The organism is Methanobrevibacter gottschalkii DSM 11977, from assembly GCF_003814835.1.
Classification (GTDB): Archaea; Methanobacteriota; Methanobacteria; order Methanobacteriales; family Methanobacteriaceae; genus Methanocatella; species Methanocatella gottschalkii.
In genome coordinates, this window is record NZ_RKRG01000001.1 from 585,714 (window position 1) to 612,008 (window position 26,295).

Here is a 26,295-nt window from a genome sequence, read left to right on the forward strand (position 1 = left end):
TTTGTATGTGTAAAGTTTATTATATAGATTTTTACAAATGTAATATGTATGTCTGAACAACCGCAATGGGATTCATCTATATCGTTTATTTTTGCAATGATTGGAGCGGCAGTTGGTCTTGGTAATATCTGGCGTTTCAGTTATGTGCTTTATTCTAATGGTGGGGGATCATTTTTCATTCCTTATCTTATTGCAATAGCTATTATGGGGATTCCTTTTTTAATTTTAGAATATGGTGTGGGATTTTCATTTAAGGAATCTTTTTCAAGTATTATGAGAAAAATCAAGCCGGAGTTTGAAGTGATCGCCTGGATTTTGGTATTATTTGTATTTGTTGTTACAATTTATTATCTGGTAATTCTAAGTTGGGATCTGGTATATCTATTTAGTAGTTTCACATTTAATTGGGGAACAGATACTGCATCTTACTTTGTGAACACTGTTGGCGGAAGCTCTGATTTAACTAATGCGAACTTTTTATTAATTCCTACTACAGTCTGTGTGTTATTATTATGGATTTCAGTATGGTTTATATCACACAGGGATGTTGATAGTGGTATTGGTCGGGTATCTAAGATTCTTATTCCTGCTCTATTCGTTATTATGGGAATTATTATTGTTTATGCATTAACACTTCCCGGATCTGTGGTTGGGATAAATGCCCTTATACATCCTAACTGGAATGGTCTTTTAAATGTAAATATCTGGCTTGCGGCATTTGCGCAGATTATATTTTCATTAAGTATGGGACAGGCTATAGCAATTACATATGCCAGTTATTTGCCTAAAAACTCTAAATTAATTGATAATGTACTGATTGTTGTGTTTGCTAACTCTGCTTTTGAAGTCTGTACTGCATTCGGGGTATTTTCAATATTGGGTTATATGTCTTTCATAAATGGAACGCCCATAACTGACTTAATTACTGAAGGCACTGGTTTAGTATTTATTGTTTTTCCAATGATTTTCAATATTATGGGGTCAGTTGGCCGTATTTTAGCTCCAATGTTATTTTTAGCAATATTATTTGCAGGTATTACTTCAGCTTTAGGATATTTTGAACCAATGTTGAGTTCAACTTCAGCAAAACTAGGATGGTCCCGTAAAAAAGCGGCTAGTGTACTGTCAATTATTGGTTGTGCATTTTCAGTTCTTCTAACAACTGGAATTAGTAGCTATGTAGTTGGTATTATTGATTCATTTGTAAATGAATTCGGCATTCTGCTTTTAATTGGTGTGCAATGTATAATATTTGCATGGGTCTATGGTGTTGAACACTTTTTGCCGCTTTTAAATGAATATTCATCTTTTACAGTTGGTAAAAAATGGATTTTTGTAATTAAATACTTGCTCCCATTTGTTTTAATAATTATGTGGGTTGTGGGTATTGTGCAACTGTTTACAACTGCAGATGTCTTTGAGATAGCAATTGATTTGATAATTATCGCTTCAGTTTTGGTATCTGCTGTTTTCTTAACTAAACTCAAACCAAGTGGGGAATGATTTTCCCCATTTGAATTCTTAATTTTAACTTTAATAATTTAATAGTTTAAGAACTTTAATCATAAATTATTGAAGCTATTTTCTATTTAATTGATTTAATACTTTAATTTTAATAATCACTTTAATTTCATCTACATTTCGCAGGTTTTGTATGCATCATAAGCAGAATATGCATGGTATAGTGTTGAAATCATGCTTCCCACTACATTATTTAAAGCATAATAAATCACTATATGGAGTACAACCATTCCGATAAGGAATTTTATTCCTCTTTTTTCATCACCATTTAATATTTGACCTAATCCCGGAAGTATAAATGAAATTACTGCATTTAAACGTTTGTTTCTTACCATCTTATCACAATCCAAATAATATTAATATAAAAATCACGGCATCTGTTAGAAGATGACTTAAATAGGGTACAAATAAGTTTTTAGTTTTAATGTATCCATAAAGCTCAAATAATGATCCAAGTCCCTGAAGTAACAGCACTGAAATAATTGATGTTTCAAAATCATAGTGGAGAAGTCCAAAAAATATTAAAACGATAAATGTGGATGTTATAATTGATAATTTACGATTGCTGGTACTTTTATAAACTAATCTCATTATAAATACAAATGGTATGAATTTAATTAATTCTTCAGCCATCATTGAAAATACAAGCGAAATTAATGATTCTGCATTAACTGTAAGTTCGCTGGTTGTTGTAGTAATGCTTAAAAGTGCTTCTATAACTCCCCCCAGTATTATTGCATAAATTAAATAACCAATAAAAAGAATTAATGCAAGTTTAATTTCACTTTTTGTCGGCCTGTGAAATATTAGGGAGAAATCCCAGTCGGAATAATACATTAAAGGAACGAGTAAAATAGCACAGAATATAAAACTTGCAAAAAATTCAGATACATCTTCAAAAAGGGCATAGAATATGAATGATATTAATACACTGGAGAGTAACACAATCCAAGCGTGCTTTGTGAGTCTTGGATTATGATTATAATATGGAATGTCACGTTCTTTATTTTCAAAATTAAAATATTCAACCATCATATCACTTAAATTAAAATACTTACTAGTATTTTGCATTGAAGTTATATTTTAATTTTACATTGTTCACGGATTTTCAATAACTTTATTTATCAAGATAACATAATATTAATCACTCTTAAATGGGGGTAGTATTTTGAATAAAAAAATTATAGGTGTATTATTAGTTTTAATAGCTGCTGTTGCTTTTGGTTCAGTTGTTTATGCTGCTGAAACTGTAACTATTGGAGGATTTGATTTTAATGTTCCGGACGGTTTTACAGAAGATAAAAGTCATGAAATCGTAAACATGGAAAAAGAGCAAGGTGGAATCAAATACATTAACAATGGTAAATTATTTGAAAATGACAAAGGGGATGTTGTAAATATTCTTGTTGCAAAATATGATGGTCATAAAGTAACCAATAAAATTGCAAAGGGTATTGCTGATGAACCTAAAACAATTGGTGGTGTAGATGGTTACATAGTACATAATGGTACTTTTACATCATTTGATTATGCAAAAGAAGGTAAATTAGTAGTAATTACTACCAATAATGAAGATGCAATTGAAGGATTTATTATAGAATAATATTTTATTCTATTTTTCTTTTTTTTAAAACTAATATGCATATTTTTATCAAATAGTGAGGTGATTATTTGAATAAAAAAATAATTATTGCAGCTATTATTGTTGTTATTATAGCTGTTGTGGCAGGTTTTATGCTTACATCATCAAATAGTCAGGACAATAGTAAAATAACCATTATGGGTAATGGATCCATTCATGAAAATGGCACTATTGGAATTAAATTGACAAATGGTGAAAACACAGCTTTAAAAAATAAAACTGTCCATGTTTGCGTTAAAGACTCAGAAGGTAAAATCGTAGTTGATAAAACTGCTAAAACATATGTTAATGGTGTTGTTGGAGTTAGATTGACAAATGTGAGTGCTGGAGAATATGATGTTAATGTAACATTTGAAGGTGATGAAAATTACACTTCAAGTAGTGTATCTCAAAAATTAAAAATCATTGCAGGAGAAAGTGATGATGATCCAACATATCCTGTCGACGAGGATACGGTAACCACTACTGCTGATGCAAGTAGTACTCAGTCAAGTCAATCCTCATCTCAAAGCCAATCTTACACACCAAGTAGAAGTAATGATTATGGTGGTAGTAGTAGCAGTGATGATGATGGTGGTTTGGATGCTGACTATGATGAAAATGGTAATGAAATGTTGCCTACAGTAGATGAAGAAGGAAATGAAGTTTCAAATTAAACTTCATTTATTTTCTTTTTTAAACAATAATCTGTATCCATACTATTAAATGAGGGATATTATGAGTTTCAATAAAAAAACAATAATAATATTTTTAATTTTAATTAGTGCTTTCTTAATCATTGGAAGCGTTTGTGCAGAAAATTTAAAGGATTTTAAAGCAACAAAAATGCTTAAAAAATTAACCAAACAAAAAACACTAACTGTTAAAATTTATAACTTTAAACCTGGTGTTTTATGGGCTCCAAAAGCAATAAAACTTAAAAACGGCGACGCAATTGCAGGCTATGTTGAATATAAAGGAAACATGCAATTTGAAAAAGGTACTGGGATAACTTCCTGGTATATCGGATCTGGTCTTGATGGAGACATAGAACCACACCACACAAAACTTATTAAAGCAAAATTCTTCTTTAAAAACAAAAAAGGAAAAGTAAAAACAAAAACAGTTAAAGGAAATGGTGGTGGACATATTTCTACTTCACTAATAAAAGGGTATGTACCATATAAAGCTAAGGTTTCTTATAAAACATATTAAAGTGATGAACTTTGCTGTATGGTGAATAATATTATAATTGCTTTCTGTTGGTGTGTTATAAGTGTATAATATTATACGTTATTCATATCTTATAGGGGGTTATAGAAAAAAATTAATAATATGTTCAATCTTAAGTAAAGAAGATTTTATTTTAATATCTTATATTTTAAGGTTATAGTTTGATTTTCTATTATTCATAATATAACTCTTATATTACTATTTTTCATTATCTTTACAATTTAATTGGATTATCCAAATAATGTGTTATTTTATTCTGATTTTTCAGCGTCTAGCGAGGAATAACAATATTGCAATTACTAATAATAAAATAAATAATATTGCTCTTAAATCCATTTTATCACTTTATATGTCTCTTCTTAAATTTTATTATAAATGTATATTTAATTAGATTACTTTTCACTGATTTATTTATTTTTTGTTAAATTTAAAATAATGCTCTCTATTTATCAACAATTAATAGATTTCATGTTTGTTTACCAACTTTAACTGGTGGTAGTTTGGGGATAAGTTATTTGTTCACTTTTTAGAATTTGCTTGTGAAATTGAATACGGGAAATTTAAAGTAATGTTAATTGTATAAAAAGCACTATTTAAAATTAATCATATGCAAATATTATTTTAAATTTATTATTTATATCTATATTTATTGAAAAATTTTTTAATAATAAGAATATATTTCATTTTTTTTAAAATTTATATTATAGTTTATTGTGAAAAATAATTATTATTCAATTTTTTATATTTATTTTAGATAATATTTATATACAGTTTATTCAAGATATTAATACATGAATTTTGAAAAGTCCATTGGTGCTCATGTCATATTCTTTGATGGGAACTATTGTGTTAAGGGGTATAATGATAGTTTTGCAAATTTTTTTGACATTGAAGAGGATTTGACAGGAAAACATATTGATGATTTAGAAATGCCTGCTGATTTTGCGGATTTCATTCTTTCTGGGGAAGAGGAAATTGAATTATCATTAAATGTTAAAAATCGCTGGATTGATGTAAAGAAAGAGACAATTAATACTAATGGTGCTTTAATTGGTCATTTCTTTATTCTGGAAGATGTAACTGATCAAATAATTAATAATCAGGAATTAATTGCACTTAATTCTGTTATTGGGGATGTACAGGATGTCATGTCCATGTCAATTCATTTTAAAGATGCTGAAGGTAAATATCATTGGACTCCTGAGACTTATGCTTTAATTGACCGTGAACCTAGGCTTGGAGATGAAAATAATAATATTTTTGATTCTATAACTGTTCAAAATTTGGATAACATTGCAGATAATCGTCCCAACATCGATGATGATGTTTATGTGGAAGATTTTACAATTATTACTGAATCAGGTAAAACTAAATATCTGAGAGGCACTGCCCACAATGTTTTTGATGATGAGGGTAATTTTCTCCGTCTTATCATGACTGCACAAGATCTTACAAAAGAACATTTGCAAGAGGCAAACCTAAAAATTTTAGATAGTTTAATGTCTGATAGTAATTATCAACTTGGTGTTGGTAGTTATGTTCATGAGATAGGCAGTGATTATTTTTGTATTTCGAAGGAGGCAGTTGATATTGCTGAACTTAATGAAAATGAAGATTCACACATGCAGTTAAAAAGCCTTAGTGGAAATTTTGTTGATTCGGATGCCTTTAAAAAAGAAGTGGGCAAATTAATATCAGGTGAATTGGATAAAATTGACAATGTGTGGGAATACAAATCACCAAAAACAGGCCAAATCAAAAAATTACATGTAATTAATTCTATAAAAGTCGTTGGTGGGCGAATATTTTCATTTGGTGGAATAAAAGATGTTACAAGTGAAATGGAAAAACAAGAGAAACTGAAGCATCATAATATGGAACTGGAAATGCTCATACGTGAAAGCAACCATAGGATAAAAAATAATTTAAATCTGCTACTTAGATTCATATCTCTTGAAAAAAGGTTTAATAAGAATAATCCTGAGAAGATTATTGAAAATACTGTTGGAAGAATCGAATCATTTTCCTTACTTCATGAAAAAATTTATAATGTGGACAATTTTAAGGATATTAATGTTGAAGAATACTTGAATTCTTTAATTAGCGGGTTGTATTCTATATTTGGTGATGACGGCAGTATTAATTATAATTCAAACAATAATGAACTTATATTGAACAGTGAAATACTTGTTCCATTATCTTTGATAATCACTGAACTTGTTATTAATTCAATCAAATATGGTTATGTTGATTATGAGTTGGATAATAAAGCAATTAATGTCTCTGTTGATAAATTTGATAATAAATTAATATTGCATTACTCTGATAATGGTAAGGGATTGCCTAAAGACTTTAACCCTCATAAAAGTATTGGTCTTGGTTGGAGAATTATTAATTCTTTAATCAGTCAGTTAGAAGGGGAATATGAAGTATTTAATGATGATGGAATGCATTTTAAATTAACATTTAATATTTAAATTCCCAAAATAAATTTATAATGGATGCTGCTAAATATAACATCGAGGAAAATGTTATGAAAACATTAAATGTCGTTGCAGCAATTATTAAAAAAGATAATAAAATTTTAGCAACCAAAAGGGGTTATGGTGAATTCACTGATATGTGGGAGTTTCCAGGTGGAAAAATAGAAAATAATGAAACAAAAGAGGAAGCTATTATAAGAGAAATCAAAGAAGAACTTGACTGTGTTATTGAACCTACAAAATTTGCCTTGGACTTAGAATATCAATATCCTACTTTTTATCTTAAAATGAGTTGTTTTGAAGCTATAATTAAAGAAGGAACTCCAAAACTCATAGAACACAATGATGCGAAATGGTTAACTAAACAAGAATTGGATTCAATTAACTGGATTCCAGCAGATATTCAGATAATTGACTATTTAAAAGAAACAATGAGGGATTAATATGATTGATAAAAGATTGGAACTTGCAAAAAATAAAAAAGTTGAATTAGAGCTTAAACTTAAAAAAGTTAAAGGAACTCCAAGAGAAGAAGATTTTAAACTCCAAATTGAAAAACTAGAACAGTTAATTGAACATCTTCAAAAAGAGTAGATTTAAATGAATATGGATGAAATCTTAAATGGTGCAAGAACTGCTTTTATTGATGAAAAACTGGATTCCAGCCTAGATTTCAGACCAAAACTATTGCATAATGGCAAAGAAACAAAAGTCATTAATTCAATTCGTGATGAACTTCAAAATTGTGATGAATTTATAATATCCTCAGCTTTCATCACATTAAGTGGTTTGACTCCCCTTTTAGAAGAGTTTAGGAACTTGGAGCAAAAAAATATCAAAGGTAAGATTCTCACAACTGATTATTTAAATTTTACAGAACCAAAAGCTTTAAGAAAACTTCAACAATTCGGTAATATTGAAGTTAAGATTTACAGTCAGGAAAAAGAAGGTTTTCACACTAAAGGATATATTTTTAAGAAAGATGATGTTTATAAGGGTATTGTTGGAAGCTCTAATTTAACAATGAATGCATTATCTGTAAATAAGGAGTGGAATGTTGAATTTACTTCTCTAAAAGAAGGTGAAATGTTATCTGAAATTAAAAGCGAATTTTTCGCATTATGGAGGGAAGCTGATGATTTAAACAATGTTCTTCCAGAATATGAAAAAATTTACAATGACAATAAACGTTTCACTGATTTAAGGAAAATTACAGCTGAAATTAAAAAGAAAAATATCACATTAACTCCAAATATTATGCAGGAACAGTTTATTGAAAACTTAAGAAAACTCATCAAACAAGGTGAAAAGAGAGCTATTTTGGTATCAGCAACAGGAACTGGTAAAACATATGCATCTGCTTTTGCAGTAAATGATTTTAATCCTAAAAAACTTTTATTTTTAGTTCACAGGGAACAAATTGCAAAACAATCAATTAATGCTTATAAAAATGTCTTTAAAGATCATGAAAATTTCGGATTGTTGTCTGGAAATTCCAAAGATTATGATAAAAATTATCTTTTCTCAACAATTCAGACAATGTCAAAAGATGATGTGTTTAGAAGATATGATAAAAATCATTTTGACTATATTATTATTGATGAGGTTCACAAAGCCGGTGCATTAAGTTATCAAAAGATTTTCCAATATTTTGAGCCTAAATTCTGGCTGGGGATGACTGCATCACCTGAGAGGACTGATGGATTTAACATCTATGATCTGTTTGATAATAATATTGCCCATGAAATTAGACTTCAGGAAGCTCTAGAAGAGGATTTGTTATGTCCATTTCATTACTTTGGGATTGCTGATGTTGAGTTTTGTGATGGTGAAATTGATGATTCTTTTGAAGACTTTAATTTACTTGCATCTGATAAACGTGTTGATTATCTGATAGAAAAATCAGAGTTTTATGGATATTCTGGCGATAGAAGAAAAGCATTGGTATTTTGTTCTAGAAAAAAAGAAGCAGAATTATTGTCAGATGAATTTAATAGGAGAGGTTATAACTCTACTGTATTAACAGGGGATGATTCACAGGAGAAAAGGATTGAAGCTATTGATAGATTAACTAATGATGAAAATCCGGATAAGTTGGAATTTATTTTCACTGTGGATATTTTCAATGAAGGAGTTGATATTCCTGAAATTAATCAGGTATTGCTTGTTAGGCCAACTGAATCTCCAATTATTTTCATACAGCAACTTGGAAGAGGTCTTAGGAAATATGAAAATAAGGAATATGTTGTTATAATTGATTTTATTGGTAATTATAAGAATAATTTCATGATTCCCATTGCACTTTCAGGAGATAGATCGTATGATAAGGATAAAATTCGTAAATACTTAATGGAAGGAAATAAAATTATTCCCGGTGCTTCTTCAATTAATTTTGATGAAATTTCCAGAAAACGTATATATGAGTCAATTAATAATTCTTCTTTTTCAAAAATTGGCGTATTTAAAGAAAAATACAATAATTTAAAATATAAGTTAGGTCGTATTCCTTCATTGCATGATTTTGCAATTAACGGCGAATTTAATCCTGAACTTATCTTAAATCACTCCAGATTTGATTCATATCATAATTTTTTAGATTATGTTGATAATGATTATAATTCAACACTAAGCGATGCAGAAGTTGCATCTCTTAAATTCATTTCCAAAAAGTTAATAAAAGGAATAAGGCCTCATGAACTTGTTATTTTAAGTTGTCTTAAATTTAATAATTATTTCACTGTTAATCAAATTGAAAAGTATTTAAATGAGAAATATGGTCTTTCAAATCAATTTAAATCTATTAGGAATGCTATTAATTATTTAAGTATGAATTTTTACAGAAAAGAGACAAGTGATGATTATCAAGCCAATACTGTCACTAGTTTTGTTTCAAAAGAAAAAATCATTGATTATGAGGACATTTTCTTTAACTTTGATGAAGAAATCTATAATGATTTAGAAAATAATAAAGATTTTAAATTTGAGATTTCACATTATTTCAAATCTTGTTTAATCAATCCAGTTTATTTAAATCATTTTGAAGATGCTGTAAAATATGCGATATTTAAATATGCTCAAGTTTACAAAAGCAATGATAAATTTAGATTATATGAGAAATACTCAAGAGAAGACGTTTTAAGACTTTTAAATTGGGAAAGATTCATGAATGCTCAAAATATTGGAGGATATAAAGTCAAATACAACACTTGTCCAATTTTTGTAACTTATGATAAAAAAGATGATATTTCAGAAACTATTAATTATGAAGATCAATTTTTATCAAAACAACTCTTTAGCTGGATGAGTAGAAACAATAGAAAAATATCAAGTTCGGAACTAGAGCCAATTGTTAACTACACAGATTTGGATATTGAGTTATTTATCCAGAAAAGTAATGATGAAGGCATTGAATTTTATTATGTTGGTAAGCTAACACCATTAGAACATGATCAGCTTTATCGTGAAATTGAAGGTAAACAACATCCAATTGTTAATTTTAAATTTAAAATTAGTCCTGAAGTTAAAGATGAACTTTACAGTTATTTTATAAATGATTAACAGTTTCTATTAATATTTTATATTCATTGTCAATGTTTAATTTCATTAAAATCTTTAATATTTCGTAATTCTACTTTTAAGTTATTCTATTTTGAAAATACATTGATTTGGCTATTTTTTCCAATTTTACTTTTTATAGTTTACTTTTCTTGAAGAGAATTTTTTTACAATAACTTTATAAGCATTATTCAAATGTCAATTTACAATCAGATAAACATTATTTTTTAAATTTGATATTTCACTGTCAATGAAATAACTTATGGGTATTTTTTTAATATGGATAATTTCCTTTTTCTTCGTATTCCTTTTTTAGCCATGCTTTGAAAATAGAATCATATATCATATAACCATCTTTATCTAATTCTATTAAAGTTTTATTTTGCAATGATTTTAGGGAAGCACCAATGGCTCCACTTGTTACTCCTAATTTATTTGCTATTTCAATTCTTTTCAATGGTTTTTCAACAAGAGCAGTGATAATTCTTTGTTCTTGATTATTTAGTTTATACCATTCATTGGTCAAATGAATCAATAAATAAGGTAAGGCTTTTTTAAATTCAGAAATTATTTTTTTTTCATTTAATTCTTCATTAGGAGGTAATAATCTTGCAAAACTATTAACATAATATGGAATTCCATTTGTACATTTATAAAACCTTTCAATCCCATCATCAGTAAATTTAAGATAGTTTGCTTTTTCTTTTAAATAATTTTCTGTTGTATTAAATGGGAATGTCTTAAGTTCATAATTTAATATTCTACCTCCAAAAGCTCCTTTTTGACCTGCAATATCTGCAATCAATTCATCTTTAACGCTCATGCTTCCGGAAAAAATATAACCAATATGTTTTTGTGATTGAATAACACTTCTGATGTACCATAAAAATCCGTTAACATCTTCATCAAGTTGTTTTAACATTTGAAATTCGTCCATAAATATTAAAACACCATCAATATGATCTTTGCAATCATCATATATCTGTTGGGGCAAATCCATTACAAAAGTAGTGAATTTTGCATAATCCTCTTCTGATTTAAGAATAGGGATGGGAATTTTATCAACTGATTTTAGTTTATCTAATTTAAAATTGCGTGTTTTAAAATATTTTAAAATCTGTGTATCAATAGTTATGATATTTGAATGCCTTAATGCTTTGATAATAGACTCGTAAAATAATTTCATAAAGCTAAAACGGGTTAGTTCGTTTTTTTTAAATTTATCCATTGCTGATAAGTCCATATAAACAACTAAATAATCATTTTGAAAATCTTTTTTTAATTTTTTCATTAATGCAGTTTTACCTACTCCTCTAATGCCTGTAAGCAGTATTGTTGGAGTTGATCCTTTTTTAGTTAGTTCTAAATTATCACATATGAATGAAATCTCCTCTACTCTATTATAGAACTGTGTGTCATCTAAATCATTGTCATTTCCTAATGGTAAACTTGCCATATTAGCACCTTAGTTAATATTTTTAGAAACATTTTATATAAACATAATGGAAATTCCATTATAATGCATAAAACACACATCACCTTATGTAATGGAAATTCCATTATAATGCAGAAAACACATATAACATTACCAATAAAACTGAAGGTTTTAACGGACTTCCAAAAATTTTATAATTTCTAGAAAATTCTTTATTTGAGTTTAATGATAAAAACCGTAAATATAAGGACTATTTGCACATTTTATCTGTCTATAATTCAGTAGGCATAACTCTTGTTAAGAAACTATAAACTAAATTTTAAATATTAAAATAATTTATATAATGGATGTAATATATTTTGATGAAAATTTCAAAAATCATCATATCCTTAAAAAACAGATTCCCATTAATTAATTTTTAATAAACTCCATAAATCATAATAATTAACTAAAAAAATAAGGATTTTTCAAAAATTTTCAATTTTAAAGCAGTACATTGTATTTACAGTAAAAAGTTTCTCTGTGAGTAAGTCACGATTTTTCATGCGATTCGCGTTTTAAAAGTAAATTTCACAAATTTATCTAAAAACAATTATTTAATATTATTTGACATTAAAAAACAATATCTAATTAATTTTACTAAAATATAGCACTAAAATCCATTTACACTTGAAATTCACCTTTAAATAGGTTGTGTTTCAAGTATATTTTTTTCAACTGTTTTCCATAATTTTTATTAATTTTAAAAGAAAATGTATTATTATGGATAGGAAATATCTGCGGGAAAATAAAAATTCTTTTAATATAGTTAAAAATTCTAAAATTTATGCAAAAATAACTGCATATGAAGATACTATTTTTATTAGGGATTTATTGATCAAATATGATTGGAATTTGGATAAAATGCCATCTATTATTAAAAACGAAGAAAAGTATTTGGTTTTAGCCGTAATTGATGAAAAATTACGGTTACTTGCGAAATACAATACTCGACCTGATTCTCAAGTAATAACAAAGCTTATTAGAAAATTCAAAAGAAATCCAAATAATTCAGCATATGGTTTAAATATTACAAAAGTATTTGATACATATGTAATTAAAAAGCAGATTGCAGGTGATGAGTATATATTTGGATATTATGATAATTTAGATGATGCTCAATTTGTTAGAAATATTCTGTTGGATAATAATTGGGATGTAAACATATTTAATGAAATAGAATTTGATGATGAAACACTTAATTACAGAGTTATTAGTGTAATTGATAGCAATGTTTATGTTTTAGGCAATTTTAAAGCTAAAGATGAAATCGATATTAAAAAGATTCGTGAGGAATTTTTAGCCAAAATATCAAAGCATAAATATGGTCTTGCAAGTTATCCTCACTTGGATCTTCTAAAAGATAAAATCTCTGAATTGGAAGAAAAATTCAATGTCAAAACAAAGGATGGGATATGGTCATTTGAGAATATCAGTGAAAATGAATCCGTTTTGAATCAAATTATTTTTAATTTAACTCCATTTCAACAAGCTGTTTTTGATGCAATAGATAAAAATACATCTTACGATCAAATTAAAAAATCATTAATCAGATATAATTCTAAAAATTTTGATAAAAAGATATTGAGAAATTTAGATGGTTTAATTGAATTAAAGCTCATAGAAAAAATAGATGATGGTTATTCTAAAACAAATTTATAAATACAAAGCAAAACTAATAATCAATTGTATTTGAGAAATTAAATACAAAGTTCTTTTTTGGTTTGAACTGAGGGGAGTTTTCGTCACTCTCCCCTATTCAAATACTTATTTTCTGTCACTTAACAATTCACCAGCAACTCCAATATCATCAAAGTCATATTCTTGAATTAATACGGTTATTGCTTCTATTGGCAGACCATATGCTTCAGATACTACTTCAGATACTTTTTTGACCATTTCTCTTTTCTTTTCTATAGTTATTCCTTTATTTCCAGCTATTGTAATTACGGGCATTTTATCACCATTTAAACTATATTAAGTATTGGATATAAATAAATTATTAAAAGGTTTTGATATAATGCTTGGTGAAAGAGAACTTGTTAAGTTATTTCCAGACTTCGCTGATTTAGTACAGCCTTCTGGAATTGATTTGGAATTAGATAAGATATATACACAAGAAAGCGGCGGGTCTTTAATTGATAATGAAAAAAACTTGCCCGAAATTAAAGAAATGGATGGAGGCATCTACACTTTAAAACCACATACTGCATATCTTGCAAGTATTAAAAGGAAAATTAAAATTCCAAAAGGATATGCCATGCTTTATCTTCCAAGATCAACACTTCTTAGATCTTTTGTTTCTGTTCAAACAGCAGTAGGTGATCCCGGATTTTATGGGACTCTCATGTTCATGATTTACAATCATGGGGACTATGAATATAAAATCAAATCAGGGGATAGAATCGCTCAGGCTGTTGTATTTCCTGTTGTTGGTTCTGGTGAATATAATGGATCTTATCAGGAGGTGGAAGAGTGAATGTAGCAGATAATATTGTTAAAATTCTTGAAGAAGAAGGAATAGAAAATATCTTCGGGATACCTGGCGAGCAGATAATGCCAGTTTATAAAGCATTATCTGAATCTAACATTAATCACATTTTAACAAGGCATGAACAGGCAGCAGCTCATGCAGCTGATGGATATTATAGGTCAAGTGGCAAGATTGGTGTCTGTATTGCAACTGCATCTCCCGGTGCTTTGAACTTTACAATGGCAGTTGCTACTGCGTTTAAAGATAATGTCCCATTACTTATATTGACGGGGGATAATGAATTAAAATACAGGGGGTCTGATCATTTTCAATCCACTCCTCAAGTAGATATTTTTAAAAACATAACTCGGGCATCTTACAATCCTTTAAATGGAACTGAGGCAATGTATGTTTTAAGGGCAGCTATTTATGAGCTTAAAACCATTCCAAAAGGGCCAATTCATATTAACTTATCAAAAGATATATTGCTTCAGGAAGATTTCGATGATTTTGAGTTATGTTATTTATGTGAGGAGGATTTGTCAAATATATCTAAAGCTCAAGAGTTAATAAATGCATCAGAAAAACCTTTGCTTATATTAGGTGCAGGTGCAATTTCACAAAAAGAAAACATTGAAATGCTTGCACATATGTATCAAATCCCAGTCACTACAACATTTCACGCAAAAGGAATTATCTCAGAAGAAGATGAGATAAATTTGGGTATTATAGGGATACGTTCCACACCAAGGTCAAAATATGCAATTGAAAATGCAGATTGTGTTATTGCGTTAGGTATAAAAGCATCAGAAAGGACTTTACCCGAAATCCCAAAGAATTTGATTCATGTAAATATTAATAAAGATGTTTTAATTGGTAATTGTCCAATTCAGGGAAAGGTTGAAGATTTTTTACTTAAAATTAGCTTTAAAAAAGCTGAATGGTTATGTGAAATTTTAGAGATTAATAATAAAATCGAAATCGAAGGTTTGGATGTAGATTTTAAACCTCAAGCATCTATTAAACGAATTTTAGACAAATTTAATGATAATATCATTGCAGCGGATGCAGGTTCACACACTACTTGGACAACACTTCTTAAAAAATCTTTAAAACCGGGCCAATTATTGTTTTCAGGATCTATGGCTCCAATGGGGTATGGTCTTCCAGCAGCTATTGGTGCTGCAATTGCAACAGATGAAAAGATAATAGTAATCAATGGAGATGGGGATTTCCATATGAATCTTCAGGAATTGGCTACTATTCGCGAAAATAACTTGAATATAATTATATTCATTTTAAATAATTCAGAATATGGGATTATACGGCAATGGCAGGAATCCATATATGGCATGAAACCATACCAAGTTAAATTAAATAATCCTGACTTTACAAAATTAGCTTCAAGTTATGGAATTGATGCTATTAAGGTAGATAATTTAGCTGATTTGGAACTAATTCTAGAAAAAGAGTTAACAGGACCCCTTGTAGTTGAAGTAATTGTAGAAAGTGAGGACATTCCATTACCTAAAAATTAATTATGGGACATTGTAAAGATAAATAAATAGCATTCTATTCTTTTAAAATTTTTGTTTAATTTTTTTGTTTTATTTAAACTTGATTTTGGTTGTGTTTTTTAAGAAATCGTTTACGGATCTTGTTTTATAATATTTAATGTTATATATGGCTTTTAATCAATTTTTAAATTTCAAATAATTTTTGACAATGATGTCAACATTAACATCATTGGCTAACGGGGCAAAATAATATTCTTCATTTTCATAATAAATTATTCCAATAGGTGCAATGGTTGCAGAATTTATTTGATTTTTTACTTTGAGAAATTCACTTTTAAACACGAATGTAAAACCGCAGGTTTCATAAAAATCATATTCAATAATTTCTTTAATGTTTGCAATATCTAGAATGAAACTTTTGATATTTTCTTTCATTTTTTAACCTCTTTGATTAATGTCCTTACTTCTTTTTTAGAAATTAATCTCAAAACTGGGGGGATTAATTTTAAGATATTTATCTCAAGTTCATTAATGCCATTTACATCAAAAACAATTCCATTAAATGAAGGTTCAGCACTTAGTTTTGCATTTTTATGAGAAGAATTTATAATTATGATGAAACTCCAAATGTATCCAATATATTTTGCCGTATCTGTGTATGAGTCCATGCCAAAAATGAGATGATTTTCAAGATTTTGAACTTTAATACATTTCATAAATGATTTTAAAAATAGTTTAAAAGGTCCAAAACAAGGTTTAAGTAGTTTAAATAGTTGTTTTATATCGTTATTTGTTTTTTTTTCATTTTCATCATTTTTTTTATCTTTGTTTAATGATGAGAGGTTTAATGTGTATATTTTAATTTTTCTTAAAATTGATATTTGTAAACATCCTTCAAGTTTACTGTCTGTTTTATCATAAATAAGTGATATTTTAACACCAAAATAGAGTAAAACAATAATGGAAAAGAAGATTATTAAAATAATCATCAATAGGATGTTTAACATGTTTATTCATCATCAGCAGTGGTAAATTCTGGTTCAATGTATTCTGATTCGTCAATTTTTTCATCATTATTAATATAATTTTTGACTAAATCACTTATTAATAAACCTAGATCGGATAATGCTTTGTTGGTTTGATTTCCTTTACTTAAGTTGAGCACACGAACTCCTTCAGAATCATTTCCTTTCTTAGGAATTACTACCATGGAAATTGGTTCAACTCCAGCGCCAGCACCTGCGGCATCACCTTTGTCAGCACCTAAGATATTTTCCCCAACGCCAAATCCAACGCCCATTCTCATTACAGGTATTAGAAGTTTGTCTTCGGTTTCAATAGGTTGTCCAACAACATTTTCTACATTAATAAGTTTACGTAATTCTTCTACTGTTGTTTTTATATTTTCAGACATATTTTCACATCCTAATTTATTATTAACATCTTTTGTTGTTATTATTTAAAATATTTTTAGTTTTGTCTAGTTTTTAAATTACTTATGGATAATCTTTTCATATTCTAATTCTAACAGCCTTGTAAGCACAGATTCTGTTAATTCATAATGTTATTTAACATTTCTTGGTTTTGATTTAGAATATTGTTGAAATGGCTTAAAAAAACAGTCCATTCCATTAGATGTCTATTTATTTTTGAGGTTCATTTAATAATGAAATGATTACATCCGTTTTCTTGAATTTAATCAGTACAACATATTCAATTGAATTGATTAGTGATGTTGAATCTTAAAATTCTTTTAATGTCATTTCATATAAGTTTGATGTCTTGAGGTAATGATTTGTCAGGAAGTTAATGTATTTCAAGAGGTATATTTCAAGTGTAACTTTTAACTTATAACTTAGTTCATGTTTATTTGTACTGGGTTTATAAATAAAATCTGAGAGGTGTATTTCAAGTGTAACTTTTAACTTATAACTAATGTAAAAAATATATTACTAAAATTGAAATTTAAAAAAATAGAAAAACAGAATCATAAATATGATTCTGCGATGGATGCTACACCAGCACCAGCATCTTCAATTACACCTAAACCTTTTAAGGTCATACCGATAGCAGCAAACGCTTGAGTTAGTTCTTTGTAAGAAATGTTTCCCATGTGTCCGATTCTGAAGATGTTTCCTTTTAGATGATCCTGTCCACCGGCTAATTCTACACCATATTTATCACGGGTGGTTCCTCTGAATTGATCATCACTGATTCCTTCAGGCATTTTTACGGCAGTTACAGTTGCAGATGATACTGCTTCATCAGCAAATAATTCTAAACCTAATGCTTTAACAGCTGCTACACTAGCTTCAGCAGCTTTATGATGACGTGCAACTCTAGCTTCAAGTCCTTCTTCCATAACCATATTCAATGCTTCGTTCATTGCATAGGTTAATGATACGGCAGGAGTGTATGGAGTTTGAGGTGGAACTTTGTTTCCACTTTTTCTTGCAGCTTTCATATCTAAGTAGAATGTAGGTGAGTCAATTTTATCTGCAGCAGCCCAGGCATCATCACTTAAAGTAATGGCGGCCATTCCAGGTGGTGCGGCAATACATTTTTGAGAACCAGTTACGCAGACATCGATTCCAAATTTGTCCACATCTACATAATCTCCTCCAAGGGAAGATACAGTATCTACGATGTATAATGCATCGTAATTTTTCATTACTTTACCAATTTCCTCAATAGGTGCAGCTACTCCAGTAGAAGTTTCGTTGTGAATTACAGATACTGCTTTAATATCTTCATCTGCATCTAAAGCTTCTTTAATTGCTTCAGGAGTTACAGCAGTTCCCCATTCTACTGCTAATTCTTGCGCATCAATTCCATGGGTCTGAGCGATTTTCATGAAACGTTCACCGAATTTTCCTCCCACAATGTTGAGCATTTTTTCACCAGAAGCAACGGTATTACTGATACCTGCTTCCATAGCTGCAGTTCCAGATCCTGTTAATAAATATGCATCATTAGAGGTTTGGAAAACATCAGCCATTAATTTATTAGTTTCTGATAAAATTTCTCCATATTTAGCTCCTCTATGGTTAACAACAGCTCTAGACATTGCAGCAAGCACTCTAGGATGTACTGTAGTTGGACCTGGAAGCATTAATAAAGTTTCGTTCATTAAATTTTCCTCCATTATAAAAATAATTTGTACAATAGCTTATTAAAAGCTAATTAATTTTATAATTTTTATTGTTTTTAAATATATGTATGTTCATATATTATATGTATGAATTTTTTCAGTTGGGGTAAAATAAATTTCAAAAGAATGTTCAGATATGCTGTTGGTCTGTTTGTCATGAACATTGGAATTGCATTATCAATCAAATCCAATTTAGGTTCAACTCCTGTTGTGGCAGTGCCTTATGCTATTAGTTTAATAACTTCAGTTGATCTCGGTTATTGCAACATGATATTTCAAGGTTTTTTAGTTTTAGTGGAGTTAATTCTTCTTGGAAGAGCATTTAAACCAAAACATTTCTTACAATTTTTCGTTGGAGTAATATTCGGAATATTTACTTCACTTTCAATGTTTATATTGAGTTTTTTGCCTCTTGCTAATAGTTTAACCTTTCAGATTATTTTCTTAATTTCAGGCATTGTTCTCTTGGCATTTGGTTTATTCTTATATGTTCCAATGAATGCTGTTCCAGTTTCCGTTGATGGTGTAACACAAGCATTAGCTATTTTAACTAATCAATCATTTGCAAAAACCAAAATTATTTTTGATATATCTATGATAAGCATCTCATTGATTGTATTATTCACCTTCACCGGACATATTAATGGGAGTGTGGGTATTGTAACTATAATTGCCGCAGTCTCAATTGGAGCAACTGTGAAATTAATTAATATTGTTTATGCTAAGATATCTGGAAATGAAGCTGATTTAAAGAAAATGTAGTGGGATTATGTGGGTTAAAAGAATATTGTCATTTGTTATTGGTTTATTAATAATGTCATTCGGTGTTGCATTTTCAATTGTGTCACTTCTTGGAACAACTCCTATAAGTTCTATTTCTTATTCGCTGGCATTAATTACCAATATCGATATTGGAATTACAACATTCATATTCAATGCAGCATTAATTGTTATGCAATTATTAATCTTAAGATCAAAATTCCATAAAAAAAGATTGCTTCAATTGATTAACTGTGTGTTATTCGGATACTTTACCGATGTAGCACTTTACTTTGTTGCATTTATTCCATTTGACTCATCATTATGGATGTCTGTTTTATTCTTGCTCATAAGTATCTTTTTAACTGCATTTGGAATATTCATTTACATGCCGGCTAATATCGCACCACTTCCAGGTGAAGGATGTGTTGAGGCAATTGCAATTGTTACTGGATGGAGATTTTCAACTATAAAAATTGGTTTTGATGCTTCAATGGTTGTGATGTCATTAATAATGTGCGGATTATGGTATACAGATATGTTTGGTGCAGTTTACATTGGAACAATTATCTCAGCCATCATGGTTGGTTTTACTTTAAGACAAATTAATAATATATATGCTCACATTACTGGAGCTCAAATTAATGTTGTAAATAAATAATAAATTATTTAATTAATTAAAAGTTAAAATTATTATTGTAGTGAGGTTTAAAAATGGAATTCGGACTCTGGGAAAAATATTATAAAGACATAATTGAGGATTTTGGATTTTCAAGAAGTGGTGATGAGAAATCAGCAAAATTACTCGATGAAATTTTATCAACAGAAGGCTGCCTTACATTAGATGATTTATCACAAATTGTAGGTTTTTCAGATAAATTCATTGTATTTGGAGCAGGACCATCTCTAAAAAATCATGTTTTAATGTTAAAGGAAAATCATGATTTAAAAGATTATGTTTTGGTTGCAGCTGATGGTGCAACAACCGCTTTAATTGAAGAGAAAATCTCTCCAGATATTGTGTGCACGGATTTAGATGGAAATGTTGATGATATACTTCTTGCAAATCTTAGAGGGGCAAACATGGTAATCCATGCTCATGGAGATAATATTGATAAAGTAGCTACACTGTCCTCACTTTTCAGCAATGTCCTTGGAACTACACAAGCACAGCCTATAGGGAATCTTTACAACTTTGGGGGATTTACTGATGGGGATAGAGCATTATTCCTTTCAGTTGCACTTGGGGCATCTGAAATTATACTTGCGGGAATGGATTTCGGAGATAAAGTAACTAAATATTCAAGACCGGACCTTGAAGTTAAAGTTGAGGGTGCTGATGAATTTAAACGTAAAAAATTATTGTATGCTGAAAAATTCACTAATTGGATAACTGAAAATGAACCAGTTAATGTGATAAACTTATTAGAATAATAATAAATAATACTTAAAATAAAATTAGATAATATGGGAATCGAAGATATTTTAATGCATGATGAAAGTCTTTTTCAAAATATAAATGCTTTTGATCCAGATTATGTACCTCAAGACTACAATTTCAGAGATACACAAATGGAAGCAATGGCAATATCAATAAGGCCTGCAATGATTGGTGGTCAACCGTCAAATGCTATTGTTTTAGGTTCACCTGCAACCGGAAAAACAACAGCTATAAGAAAGGTATTTGAACTTGTCGAAAAAAGCACAGAAAAGGTTGTTTGTGTTTATATTAACTGCCAGCTTCACACAACTCGTTTTGGAATATTCTCACAAATTTATAAAAAGATATTTGGACATATTCCACCTGAAACTGGAGTTCCATTCTCAAGAATTTATGATCAAATCATGCAGAATCTTCAGAAGAATAATAAATCTCTTGTTATTGCCTTAGATGATGTCAATTATTTATTCCAATCAAAAACAGCTAATAAAGTATTTTATGACATGCTTAGGGCATATGAAGAATATCCTGGAGTTAAAACAGCTATTTTTGCAATTTTGTCTGATTTGGAATTTAAATATGCATTTGATAAAAATGTAAACTCAGTTTTTATTCCGCAGGAAATTAATTTCCCCCTATATACTTACTCAGAAATTGAGGATATATTAAAAAATAGGGCAAAAGCAGGTTTTTTTCCAAATGTACTGCCTGAGGATATATTGGAGCAAATTGCAATGTATACTTATGAAAATGGAGATTTAAGAATTGGGATTAATCTTTTAAAATCTTGCGGTAATTTCGCAGAAGCAAGTGCTAGTCGTGAAGTAACACAAGAACATTTTGAACAGGCTATTGATTCATTAGTTTCAATTAATATTCGTGAAACATTAAATTCACTAAACGATATGGAAAAAGATCTTCTAAAAGTAATTAGTGGTTGGGAAGGTGTTTGCAAAGCTGGTGAATTGGCTGAAATGTATAGGGAAAAAACAAATTCCAGTTATGCTTCTTTTAACCGTACATTGGATAAATTAGAATTTGTAAGATTAATTGATACGAAATTTACAGGAAAAGGGGTTAGAGGAAATTCTAGAGAAATTATATTGCGTTTTAACCCCGACGAATACCTTATTTAATTTTTTCCTGTATGAAATTAGTTCTGTTAACATTAGATTATTGCATGGTAGGCTTGTAGAATCTAATGTGCAGCTAAGGGTTTGGTATTTATAAAATTCGTAAAATCCATTAGATAATGTATGGATTTTGGGCTGCTACAACAGAAATAACAGATAAAAGTAATGCTGCTATTACTACAAGCATTACCATGCAAGATTGAACATCGATATTTTTATACATGATTTCTTCTTTTAAACTATTTTTTTTCCTTAAATCTACTTGAATTGTGGTGTCATTATTTTCGAACATGTTAATCACTATATTTAAAATTGTTAAATGACTAATATAAAAAAAGAGTAAGAGAGCATTTGAAAAGTAATATTTTTGAGGTAAATTATGAAAAAATTTGAATATTTTGAAGTAACTGCGGATATTGGTTTTAAAGCTTATGGAAAAAACTTAAATGAAGCTTTTGAAAATGCAGGTTTAGCTATTTTTAATATAATTTCAGATACAAATTATATAAATCCGACAAAAGAAATATCATTTGAAATAACCTCAGAAGATAATGTATCTATGTTGTATGATTATTTGGAAGAATTATTGTTCTATCATGAAGTGGAATTCATGTTATTTTCTGAATTTAGTGTTGAAATTTCAGAAGGATTCTCATTAAAAGCAACAATAATGGGTGAAGAAATTGATTGGGATAAACACGAGAGGAAATCTGAAATTAAAGCGATAACCTTCCATAAGATGGAAGTTTTAGAGACCAATCCCGTAAAACTCCAAGCTATTGTTGATTTATAACTATATATATTGTTGGAAATATATTATTTATCATGAAAAGAACTAGAATCGTATCAAGAAATTTTGAAATGGTACTTGGTATTATAGGATCAATTATTGGGTCATTCTCTGGTTCTATTTTATTATTTTTAGGAACCTTTTATAATGTCCCTACTCCTTTTTTAGGTTTTGTAGCTATAATTGCGTCCTTTTTAGGATTAGCTTCAAGTGTTTATGTCAAAAAGGATACTGAAATTGCTGGTGTAGGATTCATAATCGCAACTATGTTTGTTATTGTCGGATCTGAATATATTAATATAATAAGTGCAATTTTTTTACTTGTTGCAGGTGTATCCGCATTATTTAGGAAATAAATTAATTATATTATAACATTCTTAAAATTTTAATTTTGTTTAGCTTACCAAAACTTTATTTATAATATTACGAATAAATATTAGAACATAATGATTTTGTGATTTTTATGAGTATTAAAGATGAAATTAAAAAAATTAAAGATAATGTTTATGAGATTCCGGGATCTTTTAATAAAAAAATGAGGGCTTCTGGAAGGTTTTATATTGCTGATGAATATTTTGATGAACTTGAAGAGGGAGCTGTTGAACAAATTGTCAATGTAGCTTGCCTTCCGGGTGTTCAAAGATATTCCATTGGTCTTCCTGATATCCATTTTGGTTATGGATTTCCAATTGGTGGTGTTGCAGCATTTTCATTAAGAAATGGAATCGTATCACCTGGAGGAGTTGGATTTGATATTAACTGTGGAGTTAGATTAATTAAATCCAATTTAACTATTGATGATATTGATGGCAAATTAGATGAGCTTACAGAAAAATTATTTAAAAACATTCCTTCTGGTGTTGGAAGTAAAGGTAAAATAAGATTGGAAGAGAATGAAATCAACGATGTACTTGACTATGGTGCTGAATGGGCTGTTAATAATGGATATGGATGGCCTGAAGATTTGGAAGTTCTGGAAGAAAATGGAAGAATGGTTGATGCTGATTCAAGTATCGTATCTGAAAAAGCTAAAAAAAGAGGAATTCCACAATTAGGTTCTCTTGGTTCAGGCAATCACTTCTTAGAAGTTCAAATTGTTGATGAGATTTACAATGAAGAGGTGGCTAAAGTATTCGGACTTGAAAAAGGAATGATTGTAGTCATGATTCACTCAGGTTCTAGAGGATGCGGTCACCAGGTATGTTCAGATTACTTAAGAGTAATGGATAAAGCTTATAAAAAATACAAAGTTAACATTGATGATAGACAATTAGCCTGCGCACCACTTGATTCAAAAGAAGCACAAGAATATATCCAAGCAATGGCAGCGGCTGCTAATTATGCATGGGCAAATAGGCAAATGATGACTCATTGGGTTCGTGAAACCTTCGAAGAAGTACTTGGAAAATCTGCAAAAGAAATGGAAATGGATATTGTCTATGATGTAGCTCATAATATTGCAAAAATGGAAACTCACAAAATTTACAACCGTGAAGAAGAAGTATTAGTTCACAGAAAAGGTGCAACTCGCGCATTCGGACCTGGATGTGAAGAAGTGCCTGAAAAATACAGGGCGGTTGGTCAGCCAGTATTAATTCCCGGAACAATGGGTACTGCGTCATACATTTTACACGGAACTGATGTTGCAATGGAAGAAACATTTGGTTCAACTGCTCATGGCGCTGGAAGAATACTTTCAAGATCTAAAGCTAAAAAAGATTACAATGCGGATGAAATTACTGAAGATTTAGAATCAAAAGGTATTAAAATTAAAGCTACTAGTAAAAATGTAATTGCAGAAGAAGCGCCTGGAGCTTATAAAGACGTGGATAGTGTAGTTAGGGTGTCTGATGAAACAGGCATTGCTAAATTAGTAGCTAAAGTTAAACCGCTCTCAGTTTGCAAAGGATGATTTCATGATTGGAATTATTGGGGGTAGTGGAGTATATGAAATTACTCAAAAAGCTGATTCATGCTCAAAAAAAGTAGTAAAAACCGATTATGGTGAAGTTACAGTTTCAATTTTAGAAATTTTTTCCAAAAAAATTGCTTTTATTCCGCGTCATGCTCAAGGTCACTCAATTCCACCACATAAGATTAATTATAGGGCAAACATTGATGCATTAAGAAATGTGGGGGTTACTCAGATAATAGCTACCAACTCCGTTGGATCAATGAATATTGATATGGCTCCGGGTTCATTCGTTGTTCCAAATGATTTTTTAGATTTCACACAAAACAGAATTAAAACATTCTATGAGGATAAGGTTGTCCATGTTGATGTGACAGAACCATATTGTCCAAATTTAAGAGATATTTTGGACAGATCTGGTGATGTAATTTTAGGTGGAACATATGTGTGCACTGAGGGGCCACGTTTTGAAACTCCTGCTGAGATTAAAATGTTTAAAATGCTTGGAGGGGATTTGGTTGGAATGACTGGAGTTCCAGAAGTAACACTTGCACGTGAAAGGGGAATTTGTTATAATTCAATATGTATTGTATCTAATTATGCGGCGGGCATTTCATCAAATACTTTAACGATTGATGAAGTCTTCGATATTGTTAGTGAAAAAGAACATGATTTGCTTGAATTAATTTATAATTTTATAAAAAATGCAGAAGATTCACCAAACTGTGAATGTCATCATGCATTAAATGGTGCTGAAGTATAGGGGATAAAAAATGAGATTAGCTGTAGTGTCTTCCGATGGTGAGAATGTTGATTTGCACCTTGGAAAAGGAAAATCTGTTTATATTTATGAATATGTGGAGAATAAATTAAATTTTATTGAACGCAGGGATATTGAAATATCTGATGATTCAAAACATCAGGGTGGTAAAGTTATTAAAACTTGTGAAGACTGTGATGTTTTAATTTCTCTTCAATACGGATTTAAATCTAAAATTAAAGCGGATGATGTGGATTTAAAGCTGGTTATTGATGAAGGTCCAATTGATGAAGTTCTACAAAGATATATTGATCATTATAACTTCATGCATAAATAATTTTTTATCAGAACAATTTTTATATTATTATTTTAAACCTACGATTTTTTATTTTAAATAATTGTGTAAATTATGGAGTTCTACTTTATATTTTGTTAAATGAATTCCATATTTATATTAAAGTTTATATATTTT

29 protein-coding genes are annotated in these 26,295 nt (G+C 29.4%); 20 read left to right on the forward strand and 9 right to left on the reverse strand.

The genetic code is table 11. From position 1 onward, the window contains the following. Nucleotides 1-48: 48 nt before the first annotated feature. Nucleotides 49-1,503: a sodium-dependent transporter gene (locus EDC42_RS02920; RefSeq protein WP_069574172.1), complete on the forward strand. Its 1,455-nt coding sequence runs from the start codon at nt 49-51 to the stop codon at nt 1,501-1,503. 131 nt (nt 1,504-1,634) lie between these two features. Here EDC42_RS02920 and EDC42_RS02925 read toward each other — a convergent pair whose 3' ends face one another. After that, nucleotides 1,635-1,856 (reverse strand): hypothetical protein, encoded by a 222-nt coding sequence (locus EDC42_RS02925; protein WP_069574170.1) that lies wholly within the window; start codon nt 1,854-1,856, stop codon nt 1,635-1,637. Nucleotides 1,857-1,860: 4 nt separating this feature from the next. Continuing rightward, nucleotides 1,861-2,553: a CPBP family glutamic-type intramembrane protease gene (locus EDC42_RS02930; protein WP_069574168.1), complete on the reverse strand. Its 693-nt coding sequence runs from the start codon at nt 2,551-2,553 to the stop codon at nt 1,861-1,863. A gap of 136 nt (nt 2,554-2,689) precedes the next feature. On the opposite strand from EDC42_RS02930, the gene EDC42_RS02935 reads away from it, so the two are divergent. From EDC42_RS02935 to EDC42_RS02960, 7 genes are all read left to right on the forward strand, one after another. Further along, nucleotides 2,690-3,124, forward strand: coding sequence for a hypothetical protein (locus tag EDC42_RS02935; protein WP_069574165.1), 435 nt, complete (start codon nt 2,690-2,692; stop codon nt 3,122-3,124). Nucleotides 3,125-3,192: 68 nt separating this feature from the next. Further along, on the forward strand, nt 3,193-3,819 hold the full coding sequence (locus tag EDC42_RS02940) for a type IV pilin (RefSeq protein ID WP_069574163.1): 627 nt from the start codon (nt 3,193-3,195) through the stop codon (nt 3,817-3,819). 61 nt (nt 3,820-3,880) lie between these two features. Continuing rightward, a complete protein-coding gene (locus EDC42_RS02945) occupies nt 3,881-4,357 on the forward strand; it encodes a hypothetical protein (protein ID WP_069574161.1) in 477 nt (158 codons plus the stop codon). A gap of 809 nt (nt 4,358-5,166) precedes the next feature. After that, nucleotides 5,167-6,852, forward strand: coding sequence for a PAS domain-containing sensor histidine kinase (locus EDC42_RS02950; RefSeq protein WP_069574159.1), 1,686 nt, complete (start codon nt 5,167-5,169; stop codon nt 6,850-6,852). Between the two features lie 56 nt (nt 6,853-6,908). Then, the gene (locus tag EDC42_RS02955; RefSeq protein ID WP_069574157.1) at nt 6,909-7,301 is read left to right on the forward strand and encodes a (deoxy)nucleoside triphosphate pyrophosphohydrolase; all 393 of its coding nucleotides are present in this window, start codon (nt 6,909-6,911) and stop codon (nt 7,299-7,301) included. Nucleotide 7,302: 1 nt separating this feature from the next. After that, on the forward strand, nt 7,303-7,452 hold the full coding sequence (locus EDC42_RS09420) for a hypothetical protein (protein WP_158005575.1): 150 nt from the start codon (nt 7,303-7,305) through the stop codon (nt 7,450-7,452). Nucleotides 7,453-7,458: 6 nt separating this feature from the next. Continuing rightward, nucleotides 7,459-10,416 carry a DUF3427 domain-containing protein gene (locus EDC42_RS02960; protein ID WP_069574155.1) on the forward strand — a complete coding sequence of 986 codons (2,958 nt, stop codon included), beginning with the start codon at nt 7,459-7,461 and terminating at the stop codon, nt 10,414-10,416. 271 nt (nt 10,417-10,687) lie between these two features. Here EDC42_RS02960 and EDC42_RS02965 read toward each other — a convergent pair whose 3' ends face one another. Further along, on the reverse strand, nt 10,688-11,869 hold the full coding sequence (locus EDC42_RS02965) for an AAA family ATPase (protein WP_069574153.1): 1,182 nt from the start codon (nt 11,867-11,869) through the stop codon (nt 10,688-10,690). Between the two features lie 741 nt (nt 11,870-12,610). Here EDC42_RS02965 and EDC42_RS02970 point away from each other — a divergent pair. Beyond that, a complete protein-coding gene (locus EDC42_RS02970; RefSeq protein ID WP_069574151.1) occupies nt 12,611-13,549 on the forward strand; it encodes a hypothetical protein in 939 nt (312 codons plus the stop codon). Nucleotides 13,550-13,654: 105 nt separating this feature from the next. Here the strand turns inward: EDC42_RS02970 and dmpI are convergent, their stop codons facing one another. After that, on the reverse strand, nt 13,655-13,843 hold the full coding sequence (gene dmpI / locus EDC42_RS02975; protein WP_069574149.1) for a 4-oxalocrotonate tautomerase DmpI: 189 nt from the start codon (nt 13,841-13,843) through the stop codon (nt 13,655-13,657). Between the two features lie 64 nt (nt 13,844-13,907). Between dmpI and EDC42_RS02980 the strand changes: the two genes are divergently transcribed. Further along, nucleotides 13,908-14,366, forward strand: coding sequence for a dCTP deaminase (locus EDC42_RS02980; protein ID WP_069574147.1), 459 nt, complete (start codon nt 13,908-13,910; stop codon nt 14,364-14,366). Further along, nucleotides 14,363-15,898: a thiamine pyrophosphate-binding protein gene (locus EDC42_RS02985; protein WP_069574145.1), complete on the forward strand. Its 1,536-nt coding sequence runs from the start codon at nt 14,363-14,365 to the stop codon at nt 15,896-15,898. The genes EDC42_RS02980 and EDC42_RS02985 overlap by 4 nt, the downstream gene beginning before the upstream one ends. A gap of 156 nt (nt 15,899-16,054) precedes the next feature. Here EDC42_RS02985 and EDC42_RS02990 read toward each other — a convergent pair whose 3' ends face one another. The 4 genes from EDC42_RS02990 to EDC42_RS03005 all read right to left on the reverse strand — a co-directional run bounded on the left by EDC42_RS02990 (nt 16,055) and on the right by EDC42_RS03005 (nt 19,007). Continuing rightward, the gene (locus EDC42_RS02990) at nt 16,055-16,312 is read right to left on the reverse strand and encodes a hypothetical protein (RefSeq protein WP_069574143.1); all 258 of its coding nucleotides are present in this window, start codon (nt 16,310-16,312) and stop codon (nt 16,055-16,057) included. Further along, on the reverse strand, nt 16,309-16,884 hold the full coding sequence (locus EDC42_RS02995; RefSeq protein WP_091698958.1) for a DUF2953 domain-containing protein: 576 nt from the start codon (nt 16,882-16,884) through the stop codon (nt 16,309-16,311). Before EDC42_RS02995 ends, EDC42_RS02990 begins: the two co-directional genes overlap by 4 nt. A gap of 2 nt (nt 16,885-16,886) precedes the next feature. Further along, complete coding sequence (locus EDC42_RS03000) at nt 16,887-17,291, reverse strand: GerW family sporulation protein (protein WP_069574141.1); 405 nt, start codon at nt 17,289-17,291, stop codon at nt 16,887-16,889. A gap of 573 nt (nt 17,292-17,864) precedes the next feature. Further along, nucleotides 17,865-19,007 carry a pyridoxal-phosphate-dependent aminotransferase family protein gene (locus tag EDC42_RS03005; protein ID WP_069574136.1) on the reverse strand — a complete coding sequence of 381 codons (1,143 nt, stop codon included), beginning with the start codon at nt 19,005-19,007 and terminating at the stop codon, nt 17,865-17,867. Between the two features lie 177 nt (nt 19,008-19,184). Between EDC42_RS03005 and EDC42_RS03010 the strand changes: the two genes are divergently transcribed. Genes EDC42_RS03010 through EDC42_RS03025 form a run of 4 tightly spaced genes read left to right on the forward strand, consistent with a single transcriptional unit; the run spans nt 19,185 to nt 22,364 of the window. Next, entirely contained in the window at nt 19,185-19,790 is a 606-nt protein-coding gene (locus tag EDC42_RS03010) for a YczE/YyaS/YitT family protein (RefSeq protein WP_170151644.1), read from the forward strand. Between the two features lie 7 nt (nt 19,791-19,797). Next, a complete protein-coding gene (locus tag EDC42_RS03015) occupies nt 19,798-20,448 on the forward strand; it encodes a YczE/YyaS/YitT family protein (RefSeq protein ID WP_069574125.1) in 651 nt (216 codons plus the stop codon). 53 nt (nt 20,449-20,501) lie between these two features. Then, entirely contained in the window at nt 20,502-21,221 is a 720-nt protein-coding gene (locus EDC42_RS03020) for a 6-hydroxymethylpterin diphosphokinase MptE-like protein (RefSeq protein ID WP_069574120.1), read from the forward strand. Nucleotides 21,222-21,254: 33 nt separating this feature from the next. Continuing rightward, the gene (locus EDC42_RS03025; RefSeq protein WP_069574113.1) at nt 21,255-22,364 is read left to right on the forward strand and encodes an ORC1-type DNA replication protein; all 1,110 of its coding nucleotides are present in this window, start codon (nt 21,255-21,257) and stop codon (nt 22,362-22,364) included. Between the two features lie 109 nt (nt 22,365-22,473). Here EDC42_RS03025 and EDC42_RS03030 read toward each other — a convergent pair whose 3' ends face one another. After that, nucleotides 22,474-22,653 carry a hypothetical protein gene (locus EDC42_RS03030; RefSeq protein WP_069574108.1) on the reverse strand — a complete coding sequence of 60 codons (180 nt, stop codon included), beginning with the start codon at nt 22,651-22,653 and terminating at the stop codon, nt 22,474-22,476. An 87-nt stretch (nt 22,654-22,740) separates the two neighbouring features. On the opposite strand from EDC42_RS03030, the gene EDC42_RS03035 reads away from it, so the two are divergent. From EDC42_RS03035 to EDC42_RS03055, 5 genes are all read left to right on the forward strand, one after another. Continuing rightward, nucleotides 22,741-23,154, forward strand: a complete 414-nt coding sequence (locus tag EDC42_RS03035) for an archease (RefSeq protein WP_069574102.1) — start codon at nt 22,741-22,743, stop codon at nt 23,152-23,154. 32 nt (nt 23,155-23,186) lie between these two features. Further along, entirely contained in the window at nt 23,187-23,507 is a 321-nt protein-coding gene (locus EDC42_RS03040; protein ID WP_069574098.1) for a hypothetical protein, read from the forward strand. A gap of 107 nt (nt 23,508-23,614) precedes the next feature. Then, nucleotides 23,615-25,063: an RtcB family protein gene (locus EDC42_RS03045; protein WP_069574094.1), complete on the forward strand. Its 1,449-nt coding sequence runs from the start codon at nt 23,615-23,617 to the stop codon at nt 25,061-25,063. A 4-nt stretch (nt 25,064-25,067) separates the two neighbouring features. Beyond that, nucleotides 25,068-25,826 (forward strand): S-methyl-5'-thioadenosine phosphorylase, encoded by a 759-nt coding sequence (gene mtnP, locus EDC42_RS03050; protein WP_069574089.1) that lies wholly within the window; start codon nt 25,068-25,070, stop codon nt 25,824-25,826. Between the two features lie 10 nt (nt 25,827-25,836). After that, nucleotides 25,837-26,160 carry a NifB/NifX family molybdenum-iron cluster-binding protein gene (locus tag EDC42_RS03055; protein WP_069574085.1) on the forward strand — a complete coding sequence of 108 codons (324 nt, stop codon included), beginning with the start codon at nt 25,837-25,839 and terminating at the stop codon, nt 26,158-26,160. Nucleotides 26,161-26,295 lie beyond the last annotated feature (135 nt).

Coding starts and splice junctions, on each gene's coding strand:
- EDC42_RS02920 (WP_069574172.1), top strand. CDS start 49: ATGTCTGAACAACCGCAATGGGATTCATCTATATCGTTTATTTTTGCA.
- EDC42_RS02925 (WP_069574170.1), bottom strand. CDS start 1,856: ATGGTAAGAAACAAACGTTTAAATGCAGTAATTTCATTTATACTTCCG.
- EDC42_RS02930 (WP_069574168.1), bottom strand. CDS start 2,553: ATGGTTGAATATTTTAATTTTGAAAATAAAGAACGTGACATTCCATAT.
- EDC42_RS02945 (WP_069574161.1), top strand. CDS start 3,881: ATGAGTTTCAATAAAAAAACAATAATAATATTTTTAATTTTAATTAGT.
- EDC42_RS02950 (WP_069574159.1), top strand. CDS start 5,167: ATGAATTTTGAAAAGTCCATTGGTGCTCATGTCATATTCTTTGATGGG.
- EDC42_RS02955 (WP_069574157.1), top strand. CDS start 6,909: ATGAAAACATTAAATGTCGTTGCAGCAATTATTAAAAAAGATAATAAA.
- EDC42_RS09420 (WP_158005575.1), top strand. CDS start 7,303: ATGATTGATAAAAGATTGGAACTTGCAAAAAATAAAAAAGTTGAATTA.
- EDC42_RS02960 (WP_069574155.1), top strand. CDS start 7,459: ATGAATATGGATGAAATCTTAAATGGTGCAAGAACTGCTTTTATTGAT.
- EDC42_RS02965 (WP_069574153.1), bottom strand. CDS start 11,869: ATGGCAAGTTTACCATTAGGAAATGACAATGATTTAGATGACACACAG.
- EDC42_RS02970 (WP_069574151.1), top strand. CDS start 12,611: ATGGATAGGAAATATCTGCGGGAAAATAAAAATTCTTTTAATATAGTT.
- dmpI (WP_069574149.1), bottom strand. CDS start 13,843: ATGCCCGTAATTACAATAGCTGGAAATAAAGGAATAACTATAGAAAAG.
- EDC42_RS02980 (WP_069574147.1), top strand. CDS start 13,908: ATGCTTGGTGAAAGAGAACTTGTTAAGTTATTTCCAGACTTCGCTGAT.
- EDC42_RS02990 (WP_069574143.1), bottom strand. CDS start 16,312: ATGAAAGAAAATATCAAAAGTTTCATTCTAGATATTGCAAACATTAAA.
- EDC42_RS02995 (WP_091698958.1), bottom strand. CDS start 16,884: ATGTTAAACATCCTATTGATGATTATTTTAATAATCTTCTTTTCCATT.
- EDC42_RS03000 (WP_069574141.1), bottom strand. CDS start 17,291: ATGTCTGAAAATATAAAAACAACAGTAGAAGAATTACGTAAACTTATT.
- EDC42_RS03005 (WP_069574136.1), bottom strand. CDS start 19,007: ATGAACGAAACTTTATTAATGCTTCCAGGTCCAACTACAGTACATCCT.
- EDC42_RS03010 (WP_170151644.1), top strand. CDS start 19,185: ATGAACATTGGAATTGCATTATCAATCAAATCCAATTTAGGTTCAACT.
- EDC42_RS03015 (WP_069574125.1), top strand. CDS start 19,798: ATGTGGGTTAAAAGAATATTGTCATTTGTTATTGGTTTATTAATAATG.
- EDC42_RS03020 (WP_069574120.1), top strand. CDS start 20,502: ATGGAATTCGGACTCTGGGAAAAATATTATAAAGACATAATTGAGGAT.
- EDC42_RS03025 (WP_069574113.1), top strand. CDS start 21,255: ATGGGAATCGAAGATATTTTAATGCATGATGAAAGTCTTTTTCAAAAT.
- EDC42_RS03030 (WP_069574108.1), bottom strand. CDS start 22,653: ATGTTCGAAAATAATGACACCACAATTCAAGTAGATTTAAGGAAAAAA.
- EDC42_RS03035 (WP_069574102.1), top strand. CDS start 22,741: ATGAAAAAATTTGAATATTTTGAAGTAACTGCGGATATTGGTTTTAAA.
- EDC42_RS03040 (WP_069574098.1), top strand. CDS start 23,187: ATGAAAAGAACTAGAATCGTATCAAGAAATTTTGAAATGGTACTTGGT.
- EDC42_RS03045 (WP_069574094.1), top strand. CDS start 23,615: ATGAGTATTAAAGATGAAATTAAAAAAATTAAAGATAATGTTTATGAG.
- mtnP (WP_069574089.1), top strand. CDS start 25,068: ATGATTGGAATTATTGGGGGTAGTGGAGTATATGAAATTACTCAAAAA.
- EDC42_RS03055 (WP_069574085.1), top strand. CDS start 25,837: ATGAGATTAGCTGTAGTGTCTTCCGATGGTGAGAATGTTGATTTGCAC.